Consider the following 19,390-nt stretch of genomic DNA (forward strand, 5'->3'; position numbering starts at 1 on the left):
CCGCGTGTGCGGGGCATACTATCTCGCCGAGGATGGCGTACACCTTCCGGCGGGATCATCCCCGCGTGTGCGGGGCATACTATCTCGCCGAGGATGGCGTACACCTTCCGGCGGGATCATCCCCGCGTGTGCGGGGCATACCGGTGTTGGCTCCGGCGTGACAAAATGCCGACGGGATCATCCCCGCGTGTGCGGGGCATACGCCAAAGTAAAGCCGATCGAACGCAGCCACCTGGGATCATCCCCGCGTGTGCGGGGCATACCGGTGTTGGCTCCGGCGTGACAAAATGCCGACGGGATCATCCCCGCGTGTGCGGGGCATACTGACTCTGGAACTGGGCGAGCTGTTGCGGAACGGGATCATCCCCGCGTGTGCGGGGCATACCGAAAACGACGAACTTGTTGTAGATCGTTGCGGGGATCATCCCCGCGTGTGCGGGGCATACGTTTGCCTGCTGCATCGTCTTCCACTGACGCAGGGATCATCCCCGCGTGTGCGGGGCATACTTCACCATCTCGCAGATCCACAAGATGATGGAGGGATCATCCCCGCGTGTGCGGGGCATACGTTGGTAGCAAAAAAGTCAACGGATACTTTGCGGGATCATCCCCGCATGTGCGGGGCATACGGCAGGCGACAGGGTAATGAGCGGCTGCAGGCGGGATCATCCCCGCGTGTGCGGGGCATACAGATTATCCTGACCTGCGACGGGGAGCGTTTCGGGATCATCCCCGCGTGTGCGGGGCATACTGATTCAGTCATCGCATCTGGAGATATCGGTAGGGATCATCCCCGCGTGTGCGGGGCATACCTCCAAGCATTCGAGTAACTCGCGTCATTGTAGGGATCATCCCCGCGTGTGCGGGGCATACCTGGCGCCGTGCCGGCATGATCGAGCTGCCAAGGGATCATCCCCGCGTGTGCGGGGCATACGGCGTGCCGTCGATCATGCCCGAGCCGCCATTGGGATCATCCCCGCGTGTGCGGGGCATACCATGACGCGCTTGACCGTTATATCGGCGGCATGGGATCATCCCCGCGTGTGCGGGGCATACTTATCCCGGAAGCTGAACGTCACTTCGGACTCGGGATCATCCCCGCGTGTGCGGGGCATACGCTTTCTTCTTGTCATCCGTTGCTTTCCTATAGGGATCATCCCCGCGTGTGCGGGGCATACGGGTTCACCTTGGTGGTTTTGATAACAACACCGGGATCATCCCCGCGTGTGCGGGGCATACAATATCATCATGGTTTATCTTCGTGTCTCTCAGGGATCATCCCCGCGTGTGCGGGGCATACTCGACGAAGCGCACGCCAGAGACGCAGGCCGAGGGATCATCCCCGCGTGTGCGGGGCATACTCACCGTCATGCCATACAAGCAGAGCAAGACCGGGATCATCCCCGCGTGTGCGGGGCATACCCAGCCGGTCATAATTTTTATCGTTATATTTTGGGATCATCCCCGCGTGTGCGGGGCATACAATTACAAGTGCTGCTCAGATTAATGGCAATCGGGATCATCCCCGCGTGTGCGGGGCATACTCCTAGTCTGTGATTACACCATTACAAAGAAAGGGATCATCCCCGCGTGTGCGGGGCATACTCGAGAAAGTATTTTCCAATCCACATTCAATCGGGATCATCCCCGCGTGTGCGGGGCATACTACAGACCTAATCGACAGCTACCTAGGCAGAAGGGATCATCCCCGCGTGTGCGGGGCATACTTCGTTACCGTTGGGAACGTGTACAGGTCAACGGGATCATCCCCGCGTGTGCGGGGCATACTAGAGCCCAAGCACAAAAAGTGCTCGGGCCGTGGGATCATCCCCGCGTGTGCGGGGCATACTAAAGAAGCTGCATCTCCGGTGGCGCCACACTGGGATCATCCCCGCGTGTGCGGGGCATACGACAAAGGAATTTCTCACGAACCTCATCAACAGGGATCATCCCCGCGTGTGCGGGGCATACTAAAAGAAAGAGCGTGCTGTATCATCGTGACCGGGATCATCCCCGCGTGTGCGGGGCATACTTCCTTTTCACTGCGGCGTGTGCTACAATGAAGGGATCATCCCCGCGTGTGCGGGGCATACATGCCAGAGTTAAAGAAATCTATCTGCTCAATGGGATCATCCCCGCGTGTGCGGGGCATACTCCTTGAAAAGGTACTGCGTGTCAAAATCCTCGGGATCATCCCCGCGTGTGCGGGGCATACGGACAAAAAGACATTCAAGAAGCGCATCCACCGGGATCATCCCCGCGTGTGCGGGGCATACTTGTTCACGAAAAGCGGTAGCGCAGTCGTTACAGGATCATCCCCGCGTGTGCGGGGCATACTTCACATCCGGAGACACTACAACCGTGATGAAGGGATCATCCCCGCGTGTGCGGGGCATACGTCGCCGGCCGCGCTGATCAGGCTCGTTACCAGGGATCATCCCCGCGTGTGCGGGGCATACCCGTACGGCGGGAGTGCGATGGATGCGCGGAGGGGATCATCCCCGCGTGTGCGGGGCATACGCAAGATACTGCTCGACCAGATAAACAGCCTGGGGATCATCCCCGCGTGTGCGGGGCATACCAAGCAGCCGCCGCATTATCAGCAACTATGGTGGGATCATCCCCGCGTGTGCGGGGCATACTTCGAGCTCATGATTTTCTTGCCGGCGTAAATGGGATCATCCCCGCGTGTGCGGGGCATACTATCAGAAAACGATTGACTATGTCGAAAAAATGGGATCATCCCCGCGTGTGCGGGGCATACGACGAAAACCATTTCATCACGCTCAAGCGCGAGGGATCATCCCCGCGTGTGCGGGGCATACGCGAGACAGCGGCATCGCAAGCTGGGAGTTATGGGATCATCCCCGCGTGTGCGGGGCATACCGGCTGATTGGCTGCGAAATCGCATTGCAGCAGGGATCATCCCCGCGTGTGCGGGGCATACGCTGGGTAGCCTCGGCATCGGGGCTCGCGCCGGGGATCATCCCCGCGTGTGCGGGGCATACCGGCGATAAACTGTATATCTCATGGGAGCGCGGGGATCATCCCCGCGTGTGCGGGGCATACGAGTTTTTCTTTTGCCCGAAAAAGGCGCACTAGGGATCATCCCCGCGTGTGCGGGGCATACTTTCATCCGTGCGGATGCCGACGAGCTGAGCGGGGATCATCCCCGCGTGTGCGGGGCATACATGAATCTGGGTGGAACAAAGTGCGCGATGCAGGGATCATCCCCGCGTGTGCGGGGCATACTAGTCTCTGGAATCAATCCAGAATCTTGCGGTGGGATCATCCCCGCGTGTGCGGGGCATACGCCCGGTCCTCACGGCCACGCGCCACAATCTCGGGATCATCCCCGCGTGTGCGGGGCATACTTTGACCACGCCAGGCTCCGGCTGCACCTCGCGGGATCATCCCCGCGTGTGCGGGGCATACTTCTTCATCTTTTCCAGCAGCGTGACAATCTCGGGATCATCCCCGCGTGTGCGGGGCATACGTTCATGCTCTCCCCCTCCTGAAATTCATCCAGGGATCATCCCCGCGTGTGCGGGGCATACTCCACCCTGCAATCGCACCAACGACAACTCCAGGGATCATCCCCGCGTGTGCGGGGCATACCTCGATAAACATCGGACAGCCTTTACAAGCCCGGGATCATCCCCGCGTGTGCGGGGCATACCTTATCAAGCATTTGCACGGGCGCAGAAAGTAGGGATCATCCCCGCGTGTGCGGGGCATACGCGTTGACAACGCACATCCCCAAGCTTGGTGCGGGATCATCCCCGCGTGTGCGGGGCATACGAAGTCATCAGGGCAAGGAAAGTGCTCGACGAGGGATCATCCCCGCGTGTGCGGGGCATACCATACCCATGTCGGCTCGAGGTATGATAAGCTGGGATCATCCCCGCGTGTGCGGGGCATACGCTTCCATCCAGCCGCCGCCGTTGCCGGACGTGGGATCATCCCCGCGTGTGCGGGGCATACGCCGCTGTGAGTACGTAGCCGCCCGTGTTGACGGGATCATCCCCGCGTGTGCGGGGCATACTGATGCTCTTGTAGCTTCTCTTGTAAACAAAGGGGATCATCCCCGCGTGTGCGGGGCATACAGACGAACACGAAGCAGAAAATGAAGCAGGCAGGGATCATCCCCGCGTGTGCGGGGCATACACACGATGATTTACATCTGGGGCGCGTATAACGGGATCATCCCCGCGTGTGCGGGGCATACACTAACAAATCCCAATAGTAGCGCCATTTCTAAAATCCGTTTTCATTATTTTATTTAGTTTTAGTAATTATTCACTACGACAACATTCTTCTCGATAGCACGAATTGTAGTCAGATCGATAAAGCCTTGTACATCTGTCTGTAATTTATTTAACCAAGTTTTTAGTCATCTGTCAAATATAGCACAGACCAGTCTCCGCCTTCCCGATATTCCTCAGAAAGATGTTGTATACTGGTCTTAGATAATATGTAGTGACCTCCAATTGCAAGCATCGTGGATTTACCTGTATGATAAAGATGACATCAAAACCAACAGGATTTACCGCATACAAATGGAGGCCACCTATGAAAAGTATAGTATATGTCGGAATGGATGTCCATTCCTCTAATTACACTCTTTCCTGCTACATGGTAAATAATGACAAATGCTTCGCAACGGTCCAAGTGGAACCGGACTACAAGGAAATCTTGAAATATCTGGCAAAGGTCCAGAAGAATGTTGGCGAGCCGTGTGAATTCCACTGCGGTTACGAAGCAGGATGTCTTGGTTATTCTCTCTACCATCAGCTGGTGGATCATGGTATCGATTGTACGATTCTTGCGCCCTCGACCATGCCAATGTACAAGAAAAATGAAATCAAGACGGATAAGCGGGACGCCATGAAGATTGCGCGCTGCCTGGCATTCAACACCTATCGCGCGGTGTATGTTCCGACGAAAGAGGATTCTGAAGTCAAAGAATATATCCGTATGCGGGACGCTCATAAACTGGCGTTGAAGAAGGTAAAGCAGCAAATTCTGGCATTCTGCCTGCGCTACGATTTCCAATTTACGATTGGCAAGAGTTATTGGACGGTGAAGCATTTAACTTGGCTGAGAAGTCTTAAGATGGATGCTTTGATGAGAGAAATACTGGATGAATACCTCCAGACCTACCAGCATCTTACCGATAAGCTGGAACGCTTTGACAAGCGCATTGAAGAGCTTGCCGGCGGTACTGCTTATGCTGAGAAGGTGAAGAAACTTTCCAGCCTGATTGGTATTCGGACGCATACCGCTTTGGCACTGGTTGTTGAGACTGGTGATTTTGCACGGTTTGCGAAAGCAAATCAGTATGCAGCGTTCCTGGGACTGGTCCCCGGAGAACAATCCAGTGGTGATAAACAAAACCGAACAGGCATAACAAAAGCGGGCAATACGCATCTGAGAAGATTGTTAACAGAAGCAGCTCAATGTTACGGACGAGGCCGTATTGGCTACAAGTCCCAGGCATTGAAGGCACGTCAATATGGCAATACGCCGGAGACGATTGCGTATGCCGACAAGGCAAACGAACGCCTGAGAAGGAAGTTTTACCACATGGTTTTGAAGAATAACAAGAAACACAACGTAGCAGCGACGGCAGTGGCTCGGGAATTGTCCTGCTTTATTTGGGGACTGATGACCGACCATACTGCCTGACAGGTGGCCGAAAAAAGCTGCTGGAAGGCATCTTGAAGGGACTTTGGCATAGCAGTGTAAGGTTTAGTGATCTACGACCTTTCTATGCTGACACAATATATTGTGATTCACGATTTTAGATCGTAGCACTTACGGCGAAACCATTACACTGTGGTAACCAATCCACGTATAACAGAGTGGCACTGCCGAGAACTATGTTATCTAAGGTCTTTTCAAAATGCCTTCTGGCAAAGATATAGAAATTGGTGCTTGACAAAAGGCACTACATAACAGAAAAGAGGTGATAAAATGTAGCACATGAAGGACTATCTCCACCATTACGGCTTGAAGGTCCACATCTACCCCAGCGACCAACAGAAAAAAATAATCCAGCGCAATGCTGATGCCGCCCGATTCGTGTACAACGAAATGGTTGCCGTAAATCAGGAGATCAGCCGTTTTGGCAAACACAATATCTGCATTGATTTTATCGAGCAGCGCGTCAGGGAACTGCGGGACAGCATTCATTCACTCACGACTTTAAATATGATAGGATGAAAATTCTCGGTTATGAAGCGCGCACGCAGCATTCTGTCTATTATCAGAAAAAATCGCCATCCTACGATGACGATTTTTTCTCTCTCATACTGCAAAATTTATTCCATCAAAAAGCCAGACCATTATCTCGTGCAAGTTTTTTCACCTCTTCAACAGAAAGCTGTGTAGTTTCCGCAATAAAATTCACCGACATCCCCTTGCGCAGTAGGGACAGAGCAATTCCTAGAATCGCGCGCTTCTTATCCGCACGGCCTTCTGCACGCCCTTTCTCGATTCCTTTCTCGAGGCCTTCGGCAACGCCATCTTCCTTCGCGATTTCGAGCGCACGTTTCTGATCCCATTTAAAATTCACCATGTCGAACACCTCTTTCTCATTTTCCGCAAAATAGTCAGCCATGAGGTCGTGAGTCTTGCAGTACGCAATAGCCAGACGAACAGCCCGTGCAAGATCGTGGCTTTCCGCGTAATAATCGCGGGTCTTCTGCACGAAAATGCTGTAGCACCGCAGCTCGTAGCATTGATTCAAAAGCTCGCTGTGTTCCGAATAGTTGATATTATAGCAGTCCACCACGAGTTCAAGCGTATCCGTCTCATGCGCAAACGCATCGGAAAGACGCAGTTTCTGGTAGGCAAGTTCTTCCTGATGCCCATTGTAAAGCACATAGAATTCCGGTGCCGGAATTTCTACCATCTGCGAGCGGTATACGATATCCCTGCCAATCTGACGGCTGTAGATTTTCGCGATATACCAGAGCATCCGCAGTGCCATATTGGGATTCCACGAGCTCTGATGTTCCATGAGGATGATATCGCGGTTGCCGATACGAAAACTGATGTCATTCTTGATATCGTTGAAAAATACACCCTTGAGCGTCGTAATCGTGATATCCTTTGTGTCGATCTCACGCCCAGTCAGCCCCTTGTAGAGACTCGCCAGCCTCGCTTTATCATTGAAGATATGACGAAAAAGCGAATCCTTATAACTCCGTTTGGCCTTCATTGCGCGCCCTCCCTCTTTTTATCTTTATTATACCATTCCATTCTGGAAAGAAGAAGTGGCCCTGTTTTTTCATCCTCTCACCAAGCTGCCTATGCAGCTTTATCGACAAAGGCCCTGCCCAGAGATTCATGAATCTGTGAGCAGGGCCTTTTTTAAGCCTATATTATATAGTAGGAAACTGCTTTACTGCAGTACGGACGGCAGCCACGTGGCGAGCTGCGGAGCGAGGCACAAGAGGACGATTTCAAGGGCCATGATGATGGCGAAGGGCACGGAGCCCTGAATGATCTGGCCGATGGTGCTGTCGGGGCTGATGCCTTTGATGACGAAGAGGTTCATGCCAACCGGCGGGGTAATGAGGGCAAGTTCCATGTTGATGAGCATGACGACGTTGAACCAGATGAGATCAAAGCCCAAGGACTTGACAATCGGATAGAGCATCGGCAGCGTGATGAGGATGATCGAGACCGTTTCGAGCACGCAGCCGAGGGCCAGAAGGACGAGGTTGATGCCGATGAAGATGAACCAGCGGCTGACCTGCGCGTTCGTGACGAGCGACATCAGGGCCTGCGGGGCCTGCAAAGCCGTCAGGATAAAGCCGAAGAGCATCGCGCCAATCATGATGGCGAAAATCATCGAAGTTGTCTTGACCGTGTCCTGCAGAATGACGCCCATGTCACGGAGTTTTACGGTGCGGTAAACGAAAAACGTGATCACGAGGCTGTAGAACGTGCCGACGGCAGCGGCTTCAGTCGGGGTGAACAGGCCCGTGTAGATGCCGCCGACGACGATAATCGGCAGAAGCAGGCCCCAGATGTTTTCTTTGAGGGTCGCCATGCGCTCTGACCAGCTCGCCGGCTGCTGGCGCTCCATATGGCGGCAGCGGAAGACAAGGTAGCAGATAAAAAAGAGCGTCATCAAAGCGCCCGGCACGATGCCCGAGATAAAGAGTTTGCCGACCGACTCGCCCGTGATGGAGCCATACAGGATCATCGGGATGCTCGGCGGGATCAGGATGCCGAGCGTGCCGCCCGCAGCGACGGCGCCGAGGACGGTCGTACGCTCATAGCCGCGCTTGAGCATTTCCGGAATAGCCATGGCGCCGATGGTCACGGCTGTGGCCACGCTTGAGCCCGAAATAGCGGCAAAAATCGCGCAGGCGAAAATCGTCGCAACGCCGATGCCGCCCGGCAGATGGCCGAGCCATTTGCTGCCAAGTTCGAAGAGGCCGTTGCCGACCTTGCCCTTTAAGAGAATCTCGCTCATGAGGATGTAGAGAGGCACAGCGACGAGGACAAAATCGTCAAGGGTCTTATAGGCGATGACCGGAATCTGCGTGAACGCAGCCGGACCGCCGAGGAAAAACAGCATGCCGAGCACGCCGCCGAGCATGAGCACAAAGGCCACGGGCATGCCGAGGGCAAATAAAGCTAAAACGATGATGGCAAAAACAGCTGACATTTAACGCACCTTCCTTTCCTTCTCCTCTGCTTCCTCTTTTGTCAGCGGCAAACGCAGCAGCTCAAAGAGGAAACGGCAGGCAATCTCGCCTAAGAGCAGGAAGGAGCCTGCAACGAGTGCAAACTGCGGAATGTACAGCGGAAAGCGCAAAATGGACGGCGAAAGTTTATGATAGGTATAGGACGATGTCACAAGGTCCATGCTCTCCGTCATGAAAATCAGGAACAGCAAAAACGAAATGACGTTCAGGGCCATATCGAGTTTGCGCTTTGTCTCCGGAGCAAAGCGGCCGGCGAAAATGTCGACGCGCACATGGGCGTTGTCGCGGAACGCGACGGCAAGGCCGAGAAAGCCTGCAATGATGATGGCGTAGGTCGCGACTTCGAGCACCCACTCGGTTGGCGAATGGAAGAAATCGCGCACGATGATTTCGTAGCAGATGATCAGGGCTGTCAAAAGGAGCAGCAGACCTGCGAGCACGGCGGCAAGGCGCGTGAGTTTGCCGAGCAAACGGTCATAGAGCAAAACAATTTCTTTGAATGTCATAAAATCTGCTTCCTTTCTCACTGATTATTCGCGGCAAGGCACTGGTCGACGAGCTGACGGCCGAGGTCACCCATTTTGCGGATGAAGTTTTCGCGTACGGGCATCGTGGCTTCCTGCCATTTCGGCAAATCCTCGGGCGGAATCTCGTAAACTTCCATGCCGGCGTCGCGGAGTTTTTCCATGCATTCGCGGTCCTGCTTCTTCGTTTCTTCGCGCAGTTCGTCGCGCGTCTCGTTCGCGCATTCCTCGACAATCTGCTTCTGCTCGTCGGTCAGCCGGTCCCACGAGCCGCCGTTGACGGCGAGCACGAATTCGCAGTAAGCGTGATTCGTCATCGTCAGGTATTTGGCGACTTCGTAGATTTTTCTCTGATACATGGCCGTCGTGCCCGAAGTCTGGCCGTCGATCGTGCCGCGCTGCATGGCCATGTAGACTTCACTCGAACTCATCGTAACAGGCGAAGCGCCGAGGGCCTTGATGGTCTCGGCCGGAATCTGGCCGTAGCCGCGCAGCTGCAGGCCCTTGAAATCCTCCGGTTCTTTTAAAGGACGTTGGTTGTTGCAGAACTGGACATAGCCATAATCAACCCAAATCAGCGGATGGACGCCCTTTCTTTCCATTTCGCTTGTCAATGTGCGGCCGAGGCTGCCGTCCATCGCACGGCCGACGGCTTCGTAGCTGTTCAGCAGGAACGGGACATCGAGGACATTGAGGGCCGGCACAACGGTCGTCCACATGGCCGTGGAGTTCAGGCCCATGTCAAGGCCGCCCGACATGATGGCGTCATTCATGCTCTTATCCGTGTAGAGCTGGCCGGCCGGATACGTCGTAATCTTGATGGAGCCGCCCGAACGTTCATTGACGCGCTCGGCGAAGCGTTCCATGCCCTGCGACAGGTAGTGGTCCTGCGGCAGATGGTAAGCTAGCTTGAGCTCGACAGGTCCACCCTGAGCGGCCTGATGTTCACGGGCCATCTTGCCGAGGCCGCAGCCTGACAGCAGCAGGGCGCTCATCACCATGGCCATAACAAGACATATGATTCTGCTTCTTCCCCAAATCCTCATCTTCTATGTACACCTCCAATAACCAAATGTTACATATATATGGAAATAATTTTGTATAAAAGCGTTTTTATGTAACGTTTGATGGACTCTAGTGTACACCAATGGTATACAAAATGCAAGCCTATCATCAATAAAAATATCTTATGAAAAGATTGATAATTTCGATGTGGTATACATAAAAAACTGACCCTGCGGTCAGCCGGACGTGGCCGGACGCCTGCAGGATCAGTCGGAATGCTTCTTATTTACTTTTTCTCATAGTAATACCGCGTCCACATGGTGACTTCAGACAGCGACGGATGCGGGGTCATACTTTCGCCGAGGGTGTAGACGGAGCGCGGGTCGAGGTCGCGCGTCAGCGGCAGGGCGCGGAGTTTTTTTGTGGTCTCCGAGGCGATGTCCTCGCTTATGGGCTTTATGGTATGTTTGCCGCACATGAGCAGGTTGACGAAGGGCTGGATGAGAATCGAGGCTTCGTGGCCGACGATATGGGCGCCAAGGATATGGTGCTTTCTTTTGTCGAGCACGAGTTTGACGAAGCCATCGTCGGAACGGCCTGGTTCGAAGCCGAGTGCAAAGCCCTTGACGGCTGCGGAGTAGTTGTTATGGGCCGTTTCCGTTTCATAGCCCTGTGCCTGTGCTTCTTTTTCGGTCAGGCCGACATGCGCGGCTTCGGGGTAGGTATAGGTCACGGCTGGAACGGCATCGTAGTCGGCCCAGCGCCAGTCTTCGGGGGCTCTCCCCTCAAAGAGATTGTGCGCGAGGATTTCAGCTTCGTAGTTGGCCTTGTGGCGAAACGGGGCCTTGCCGTTGACGTCGCCAATCGCCCAGATGCCCTCAGCACTCGTCTCGAGGAATTCGTTTGTACGGATATAGCCGCGCTTGTCGAGGCTCACGTCCGTATGTTCGAGGTGCAGGAGCTCCGTCATCGGGCGGATGCCCGGCGCGACGAGGATTTCCTCGGCCCGGACTTCTGCCTGTTCGCTGCTCTTTCTGTCCTGCACGGTCAGGACTTTTTCGCCATGTTCCACGCGGACGGAAATGGTATCCTTGTTCAGGAGCACTTCGATGCCCCTGCCCTCAAACTGCTTCAGCATAAAAGCCGATATTTCCTCGTCTTCTTTCGGCAGCAGCCGCACATTGTGCTGAACAATCGTGACCTTTGTGCCGGCCGCCCGGAAGGCATGGGAAAATTCGCAGCCGATGGGCCCGCCGCCGATGACAATCAGGCTCTTGTAGGGCTTCTTCGGGAACTTCTGGCCGAAGAACGTCTCCGACGTCACATAGCCCGCTTCTGCAAGACCCGGAAGCTTTGGGATATTTGTCCGGCCGCCCGTGGCGATGAAGATATTTTGGCCCTCGATTTCCTCGCGGCCGCCGTCGTTCTTTTCGATGAGCAAAGTCTTTTTGCCGGTAAACGAAGCCGTGCCGTTGTACGTCGTGACATTCGGGAACTGGTCGTAGTACGTCTGAATCCCGGGACCTTCGTCGATTTTCTGCCACAGGCGCTTCGCGACGGTCTCCCAGTCGAGGCGGATGTTGTCAGCGAGAACGCCGATGCGCGCACTTTCCCGCATTTCGCAGACGAGGTTGGCTGCCGTGACCATGACTTTGGTCGGAATGCAGCCGCGGTTCAGGCAGGTGCCGCCAAAGCGTCCCCGCTCGATGATGGCCACGGTCTTCTGTGCGCGGATGGCCGCATCGGCGATGATATTGCCCGCGCCCGTGCCAATGATGATGACGTCGTATGCTTTCATAAAATTACCTCCTTCTTTCCTTCTATTTATATAGAAGTTTTCTTACACTTATCAACAGTCCAACAGTGAGAAAAACAGCCTCCCTGTGCCGCGCCAGTTATGCCATACAGCATAAGGCGGTGCGCAGGAAGGCAGCTGCAGAATCAGTCAGAAGCAAAAATCAATCCGCTGATGTATAAGCCAGAACGACCTTCAGGACGTCCTGTGCGATGCTCTTTTCCTCGACGATGGACCAGTAATGCGTATCATCCTCGTAGATGTCGCCGGATTCAGCCTTGTCCTTCTGTTCGAGGATGTACCACGCACCGCGGCCCGAATTGTACCAGAATTTGTAGACATACGGATACGTCTTCTGCTTGATGTTGTCCGTGTAGTAGACGCCGACGTTGATGTGGTCGGCATCCGGACGGTAGACTGTCGAGGTGTCGACGACGTATTTTTCATCGACGTGCTGCTCATAAGCCGTGACATAGGCGGCCGAGCAGACGGCGACAGGCGCGCAGACGGCAGCCGTGGCCGCGAGCAGCATGCCCAAAATATTCTTTTTCATCTTCATGATGCAAACCCTCTTTCCAAAGGATATTTTCCTAAAACAAGCAATGCCAGTGTGTGATAGCATCAACTACAGTATACAAGGAAAACGACAAAAAGACAAGCGTTTACGCACGCGGCGGCACGTGGCGGTCGTAGATGGGACGCAGATTTTCGGGACGCAGCAGACTCTCGTCTTCCGTCCTCGCGATGGTGCTCAGGACCTCTTCCATAAAGCCCTGCATGTGCTTCGTCATCGCGACGCCGTGCCGGCATTTGCGCTGCCACCACTCGTATTCTGCCTGATAGCTGAAGTTTTTACGGCCATAAGCACGCGCTGCCGCGAGGCAGTCGCAGACCATTTCGGCAGCGTAGTTGTACGGCATATCGATGGGCCGCGGGCCGTCCGGTCCGTCAAAATTGTCCCACCATGCTTCGTAATGGTGCAGATTGCGCCCCTTATGGTGGATCCACGCGAACGAATAGCCGTTGTTGAGTTCCTTGCAGCGGCGTATCGGCGAATAAATGCCATTGTAGTAATGCACACTCTCCCAGAATTCAATGCGCGAGAACTTCGAAAGGTCGTGCGTGATTCCCTGCCACGGAATGCCCGCGATGCAGGCATAGTGAAAGACCCAGTATTTATGGCGCAGGACCATCCACGTATGGCCGAAGAGCCGGCGCAGGAACGGCAGCCGCTCTTCGGGCAGCTCTGCCGCTGCCTCCTGATTTTTCTTCATCTTATCATCCCTTCTCTATTTTCTCATGGGGCTGATAATCCTTATTATAGCGGATTGGGCCGAAAAGTACAGTGTCCGGCTCACACTTCCCTGAAAATTGCCCCGGCAGCGAGAAAGCAAAAAAATGCCGGACCAGACGTATCTATGTCATGTACCTATGTTATAATGAAAGCATCCTCCCTTAAGCAAGACAAAGAAGGAATCCTTATGAATTATCTCATTCACAACATCTCCATCAACCTCAAGCACATCCGCAAAGCCAAGGGCATGAGCCTCGATGTTGTCGCGGAGCAGACGGGCGTGAGCAAGAGCATGCTCGCGAGTATCGAGCGCGGCACGGCCAATCCGTCCATCGGGGTCATTGACAAGATTTTAAGCGGCCTGCGCATCAAGCTCGCGGACCTCACGCAGGTCCCGACGAAAGATGCGTACCTCGTCGACGTCGATGAGATCGCGCCGACGAAGGACGTGCCCGGCGAGTACCGCGTCTGGACGTGCTTCCCGATTGCCGACAATCACGTTGTCGAGATTTACCGCATCGATGTCGAAGCGGGCGGCACCTACTGGAGCGGCGGCCACGGCGAGCGCACGAAGGAATACGTCTTTGTGCTGCAGGGCACGCTTTCCCTTGAACTCGCAGATGGCGAAACGTTCACCATTAAGACCGGCGAAGCCTTCCGCTTTGCCTCGGAAGACGACCATGTCTACCGCAATCACGGCCGGGAGAAAGTCAGCTTTGCCTCGTTCTTCGTCGTGAGCTGAATCCTTTTGACAAATATCAAAGTATCTATATATGCAGTATATTGCACATATATCGTTATGAATACAATAAACATGGCTAAAATAGGCTTGACGCATTCATACTTGTGTGATATATTGTACATAAGCTCGAGAGCAAAGATAGCAAGTACCAAATACAACATCCACAAAAACGATGACAATGGCGTCAGCGTGACATGAGAAATGTCCGCTGGCGCCTTTTTGATTGGACAGGGAGGAAATCATCATGAAACTCAAGGACACGGGACTCACTGCAGCAGATATCAAAGCCAAAGTCAAGAAATACATGATTGAGACGTACGAGCGTTTCGATTTCCTGGCTGAAACAGCCAAAGACCAGTACATGTACGATGAGAACGGCACGCCGTACCTCGATTTCTACGCCGGCATCGCCGTCAACAGCGCCGGCAACTGCAACGAAAAAGTCGTCAAGGCCATACAGGAACAGGCCGGCGAGCTCATGCAGACGTTCAACTATCCGTACACGATTCCGCAGGCACTGCTTGCTGAAAAGGTCTGCACGACCATCGGCATGGACAAGATTTTCTTCCAGAGCACCGGTACCGAGGCCAACGAGGCCATGATCAAGATGGCCCGCAAATACGGCATCGAGCACTACGGCCCGAACAAGTACCACATCGTCACGGCTAAGATGGGCTTCCATGGCCGCACGTTCGGCGCCATGAGTGCTACGGGTCAGCCGGGCAATGCCTGCCAGGTCGGCTTCGGCCCGATGACGTACGGTTTCTCCTATGCTCCTTACAATGACCTCAAGGCCTTCAAGGATGCCTGCACGGAGAACACAATCGCCATCATGATTGAGCCGGTACAGGGCGAAGGCGGTGTCCATCCGGCCACGCAGGAATTCATGACGGGCCTGCGTAAATTCTGCGATGAGAACGGCATGCTGCTGCTCATCGATGAAGTCCAGACGGGCTGGTGCCGCACGGGCAAGCCGATGAGCTTCATGAACTACGGCATCAAGCCGGATATCGTCTCGATGGCAAAAGCTCTTGGCGGCGGCATGCCGATTGGCGCCATCTGCGCACGCGAGGAAGTCGCCAAAGCCTTCACGATGGGCTCGCACGGCACGACGTTCGGCGGCCATCCGGTCTGCTGCGCCGCTGCCCTTGCCGAAGTCAATGAACTCCTCGACCGCGACCTCGCCGGCAATGCCAAGAAAGTCGGCGCTTATCTCCAGAAGAAACTTGCCAAGCTGCCGCATGTCAAGGAAGTCCGCGGTCAGGGCCTGCTCGTCGGCTGCGAGTTCGATGATACGATCTCGGGCGTCGATGTCAAGCACGGCTGCTTTGACCGTCACCTGCTCATCACGGCCATCGGCAAGCACATCATCCGCCTCATCCCGCCTCTCATCATCACCGAGGCCGACTGCGACAAGGCTGTGGCCATCATCAAGGATACGGTCGAGAGCCTGAGCAAATAATCCCATCACAACCAACTAACCAAGCTATCCTACAATACTACTATATACATCCCCATTTTGGGATACAGCAATGAAGCTGATGCGGGAGTCCTGTACTCTCGCATCAGCTTTTTGCTTTTTCTTTTTATAATCAGAAAGCGAGATGAAGCTTTTATGGATACAGGCAAAAAGAAAGTCATTATCACCGTTGGCTGCGAATACGGCTGCGGCGGGCCGGAGCTTGCCAGGCGCATTGCCAAGGACTACGGGATCCCGTGTTACGACCGCGGCCTCATCGACGATATCATCGAGGAAGCGGGCTTCTCCAAGGACCTTCTTGACAAGGCCGAAAAGGCCAAGGAAATCCGCGGCCGCGACCTCGATACGAATCCGCAGAAACTCGGCGCCATCAAGTACCATAACCTCACGGACCGCGTGGTCTTCCTGCAGCGCGAAACCGTCAAGCGCCTCGCCGCCCGCGGCTCGTGCGTTTTCGTCGGCCGCTGCGCCGACCACATCCTGCGCCATCAGGAAAAATGCCTGAACGTCTTCATTTACGCGCCGAGTCAGGTGCGCCTTGAAAACGTCATGAAGGCCCACAGCCTCAACAAGACCGATGCCAGCCTCTTAATCAAAAAGAGCGATGAAGATCTGCATGCTCGCTACAAACAGGTAGCCGGCACCTACCGCGGCGACCGCCACAACCGCCATATGCTGATTGATTCTTCCCTTTTAGGCATCGACGGCACGGCCAAGCTCATCGAGGACGTCGCCTCCAAGGTCTTTGGCTTTGCAAGTGTAGCCGAGATTGCCAATACCATCAAGCCGGCCGAACCTGCAGAAAAAGCGGCAGCCGCTGCCACGAAAAAAGCGATGCCGGAAGAGCCGGCAGAAGCCGCCGCCAAACACGACAGTTCCATCAAACCGCCTGTCACGGCTGATGCGTTAGGAGTGTGAATACTATGGCAAGCGTAGAAACAAAAACATCATCCTTTGACCGCGTGCTCGGCGCGTGGGATATCCTCGTCATCGCCTTCGGCGCCATGATCGGCTGGGGCTGGGTCGTTTCGACCGGCAGCTGGATTCACGATGGCGGCGTGCTCGGTGCGGCCCTCGGCTTCTGCATCGGCGGCGTCATGATCTTCTTCGTCGGCCTGACATATGCCGAACTCACAAGCGCCATACCGCAATGCGGCGGCGAACACGTCTTCAGCTACCGCGCCATGGGGCCAATCGGTTCCTTCATCTGTACTTGGGCCATCGTTCTCGGATATGCCAGCGTTGTCTGCTTTGAGGCCTGTGCCCTGCCGACCATCATCACGTACATTTTCCCGAATTTCCTGCAGGGCTACCTCTACACGGTCGCGGGCTTTAAGATTTACGCTTCGTGGCTGGCCGTTGCCGTCGGCATGAGCATCATCATGACGTTCGTCAACATCCGCGGTGTCAAAGCTGCCGCCAAGCTCCAGACCATTTTGACCGTCATCATCGGCGCCGCAGGCATCCTGCTCGTCGTCGTCTCCGTCATCACGGGCAGCACGGATACCCTGATGCCGCAGGCCTTCATCGCCAGCGATGATGCGTCCGTGACCATCAAGGCCGTGCTCGCCGTCGCCGTCACCACGCCATTTTACTTCATCGGCTTCGATGTCATCCCGCAGGCCGCCGAGGAGATCAACGTACCGCTCAAGAAAATCGGCAAGATCCTGATTCTCTCCGTCGTCTGCGCCGTCCTCTTCTATGCACTCGTCATTATCGCTGTCGGCCTCGTGCTCACGAATACTGAAATTATGGCTTCCGAAAGCGGCACGGGCCTCGTCACGGCCGATGCCATGGCCAAGGCCATGAACTCGGCCACGATGGCCAAAGTCATCATCATCGGCGGCATGTGCGGCATCATCACCAGCTGGAACTCCTTCCTCATGGGCGGCAGCCGCGCACTCTACTCCATGGCCGAGTCCTACATGGTGCCGCGTTTCTTCGCCAAACTCCATCCGGTCTATAAGACGCCTGTCAATGCCCTTTACCTCATCGGCTTCCTCTCCGTCATCGCGCCGTTCGCCGGCCGCAAGATGCTCGTCTGGATCGTCGATGCCGGCAACTTCGGCTGCTGCCTCGCTTACTGCATGGTCGCCATGTCGTTCCTCATTCTGCGCAAGAAGGAACCGGACCTTGAACGTCCGTTCAAGGTTTCGCATTATAAGCTTGTCGGCTGGCTCGCCGTCATCCTCTCGGGCTTCATGGTTGCCCTCTACGTCATCCCGAATTCCGGTGCAACGCTCGTTTGGCAGGAATGGGCCATGGCCGGCGGCTGGTGCGTGCTCGGCCTGATCTTCGGCGTAGCCTGCAAGCGCGAGTACGGCGAACGCTTCGGCCTGCTCGTCGACATCATCTCCGACAAGGATGCTGCGGCCCTGCAGTCGAGCGATGAGGAAATCTCCGAAGCCCTCGACCATGCCATCGACGCAGCCATCAACAAGATTCTCGCTGAGCGCAATCTGACAACTGCGCCCTGAGTTACCCCCTATTCTATATAGAAAGGACTCTTACCCATGCACGAATTCAGCTTCTCCATCCCCCAAGATATTCTCGTCGGCCGCGGCACGGTCGAAAAACTCGCCGCGGCTGCCAAAAAAATCGGCGGCACGCATGCCTTCATCATCTCGGGCCCGCACCTCACGAAGATGGGCCATGTCAAGCACTGCGCGGACCTCATGGCAAAAGAAGGAATTCCTTCGGATATCTTCAGCCAGACGGAGGGCAATCCTTCCGTTGAGACGGTCGCAAAAGCCGCTGAGGCCTTCCGCGCGAGCGGTGCTGACTTCATCGTGGCCTTTGGCGGCGGCTCGCCGATGGATGTTGCGAAAGCTGTGGCCGTCGTCGCCAAATACGGCGGCAGCATCACGGAATACGAGGGCGGCGGCAAGGTGCCGGGCGACATCATCCCGCTCATCGCGATCCCGACGACGGCCGGCACGGGCTCTGAAGTCACGGCATTCTCCGTCATCACGGACCATGCGAGGAACTACAAGCTCACGGTCTTCAGCTACAAGCTGATTCCGCGTTACGCGATTCTCGATGCCGACTTTTTGACGACGGCGCCGGCCTCGGTCGCGGCGGCCTGCGGCATCGACGCCATGGTGCATGCCATTGAGTCCTACATCTCGCGCGCGGCTTCGCCATTCTCCGATGCCATGGCCGAAAAGGCCCTTGAGCTCATCGGCAAAAATATCCGCCGCTACGTCGCCAACCGCGCCGACGTCGAGGCCGCTGAGGCCATGCTGACGGGTTCCCTCTTTGCCGGCATCGCCTTTTCCTGGGCCCGCCTCGGCGATGTCCACGCCATGAGCCACCCCGTCAGCGCGTATTTCAACGTGCCGCACGGTGTGGCCAACGCCATCCTGCTGCCGACGATCATGGATTTCAACGCCCTGACCGACAATGGCAAGTACAGGAAAATCTACAATTACGTATCGCCGACACCGGCAGCTGCAGACTTCGAGCCCATCGAGCTCGTCTCGCTGCTGCGTGAACTGAACGCCGAACTCGGCATCCCGGCCAGCCTCAAAGAAGCCGGTGTCACGGCCGAGAAATTCGACGCCATGGCCGACGATGCCATGAAGAGCGGCAACATCGCGGTCAACCCAAGGGCCACGACCAAAAAAGATGTCCTAGCGCTTTATCAAAAAGCACTTTGACATATACCACCCATAGCTCAAAATGCGAAACCGGCGGGCAGCATCTTCATCCGAGGATGCTGCCCGTTGGTTTTTACTCTTTTTAGCTCTTTTTAGCCTTTTTACACCGTAAAACACACGCAAAAAAGACAGCCCCACGAGCGAGGCTGTCTTTTCTTATGCTGT

Annotated in this window: 14 protein-coding genes and 1 CRISPR repeat array; of the genes, 7 read left to right on the forward strand and 7 right to left on the reverse strand. The window is 55.3% G+C overall.

Translation table 11 applies throughout. The features are described from left to right. Window positions 1–51 precede the first annotated feature (51 nt). A CRISPR array of direct repeats spans window positions 52–4,228; the repeat unit is 29 nt; unit sequence GGGATCATCCCCGCGTGTGCGGGGCATAC. A 344-nt stretch (window positions 4,229–4,572) separates the two neighbouring features. Beyond that, on the forward strand, window positions 4,573–5,688 hold the full coding sequence (locus ACE419_RS00060; protein ID WP_435720607.1) for an IS110 family RNA-guided transposase: 1,116 nt from the start codon (window positions 4,573–4,575) through the stop codon (window positions 5,686–5,688). Between the two features lie 297 nt (window positions 5,689–5,985). Next, on the forward strand, window positions 5,986–6,225 hold the full coding sequence (locus ACE419_RS00065; RefSeq protein ID WP_435720608.1) for a helix-turn-helix domain-containing protein: 240 nt from the start codon (window positions 5,986–5,988) through the stop codon (window positions 6,223–6,225). A 106-nt stretch (window positions 6,226–6,331) separates the two neighbouring features. Here ACE419_RS00065 and ACE419_RS00070 read toward each other — a convergent pair whose 3' ends face one another. From ACE419_RS00070 to ACE419_RS00100, 7 genes are all read right to left on the reverse strand, one after another. After that, window positions 6,332–7,225, reverse strand: coding sequence for an RpnC/YadD family protein (locus ACE419_RS00070; protein WP_435720609.1), 894 nt, complete (start codon window positions 7,223–7,225; stop codon window positions 6,332–6,334). A gap of 183 nt (window positions 7,226–7,408) precedes the next feature. After that, on the reverse strand, window positions 7,409–8,686 hold the full coding sequence (locus ACE419_RS00075) for a TRAP transporter large permease (RefSeq protein ID WP_435720610.1): 1,278 nt from the start codon (window positions 8,684–8,686) through the stop codon (window positions 7,409–7,411). Then, on the reverse strand, window positions 8,687–9,232 hold the full coding sequence (locus tag ACE419_RS00080) for a TRAP transporter small permease subunit (protein WP_435720611.1): 546 nt from the start codon (window positions 9,230–9,232) through the stop codon (window positions 8,687–8,689). A gap of 17 nt (window positions 9,233–9,249) precedes the next feature. Next, entirely contained in the window at window positions 9,250–10,257 is a 1,008-nt protein-coding gene (locus ACE419_RS00085) for a TRAP transporter substrate-binding protein (RefSeq protein ID WP_435720612.1), read from the reverse strand. A gap of 284 nt (window positions 10,258–10,541) precedes the next feature. Beyond that, complete coding sequence (locus tag ACE419_RS00090) at window positions 10,542–12,053, reverse strand: dihydrolipoyl dehydrogenase family protein (protein WP_435720613.1); 1,512 nt, start codon at window positions 12,051–12,053, stop codon at window positions 10,542–10,544. 160 nt (window positions 12,054–12,213) lie between these two features. Next, complete coding sequence (locus tag ACE419_RS00095) at window positions 12,214–12,609, reverse strand: hypothetical protein (RefSeq protein ID WP_432646445.1); 396 nt, start codon at window positions 12,607–12,609, stop codon at window positions 12,214–12,216. Window positions 12,610–12,712: 103 nt separating this feature from the next. Then, window positions 12,713–13,324, reverse strand: coding sequence for a DUF5662 family protein (locus ACE419_RS00100; protein ID WP_432646444.1), 612 nt, complete (start codon window positions 13,322–13,324; stop codon window positions 12,713–12,715). A 207-nt stretch (window positions 13,325–13,531) separates the two neighbouring features. Between ACE419_RS00100 and ACE419_RS00105 the strand changes: the two genes are divergently transcribed. The 5 genes from ACE419_RS00105 to ACE419_RS00125 all read left to right on the forward strand — a co-directional run bounded on the left by ACE419_RS00105 (window position 13,532) and on the right by ACE419_RS00125 (window position 19,225). After that, window positions 13,532–14,086 (forward strand): helix-turn-helix domain-containing protein, encoded by a 555-nt coding sequence (locus tag ACE419_RS00105; RefSeq protein ID WP_435720614.1) that lies wholly within the window; start codon window positions 13,532–13,534, stop codon window positions 14,084–14,086. 244 nt (window positions 14,087–14,330) lie between these two features. Further along, window positions 14,331–15,548 (forward strand): aspartate aminotransferase family protein, encoded by a 1,218-nt coding sequence (locus ACE419_RS00110; protein WP_435720615.1) that lies wholly within the window; start codon window positions 14,331–14,333, stop codon window positions 15,546–15,548. Between the two features lie 153 nt (window positions 15,549–15,701). Then, window positions 15,702–16,484 (forward strand): cytidylate kinase-like family protein, encoded by a 783-nt coding sequence (locus ACE419_RS00115; protein WP_435720616.1) that lies wholly within the window; start codon window positions 15,702–15,704, stop codon window positions 16,482–16,484. A 5-nt stretch (window positions 16,485–16,489) separates the two neighbouring features. Beyond that, window positions 16,490–18,043, forward strand: coding sequence for an APC family permease (locus tag ACE419_RS00120; RefSeq protein ID WP_435720617.1), 1,554 nt, complete (start codon window positions 16,490–16,492; stop codon window positions 18,041–18,043). A gap of 36 nt (window positions 18,044–18,079) precedes the next feature. Further along, window positions 18,080–19,225 carry an iron-containing alcohol dehydrogenase gene (locus tag ACE419_RS00125; RefSeq protein WP_435720618.1) on the forward strand — a complete coding sequence of 382 codons (1,146 nt, stop codon included), beginning with the start codon at window positions 18,080–18,082 and terminating at the stop codon, window positions 19,223–19,225. Window positions 19,226–19,390 lie beyond the last annotated feature (165 nt).

The sequence above is a fragment of the Mitsuokella apri genome, assembly GCF_047974105.1.
In the GTDB taxonomy this organism is placed as follows: Bacteria; Bacillota; Negativicutes; order Selenomonadales; family Selenomonadaceae; genus Mitsuokella.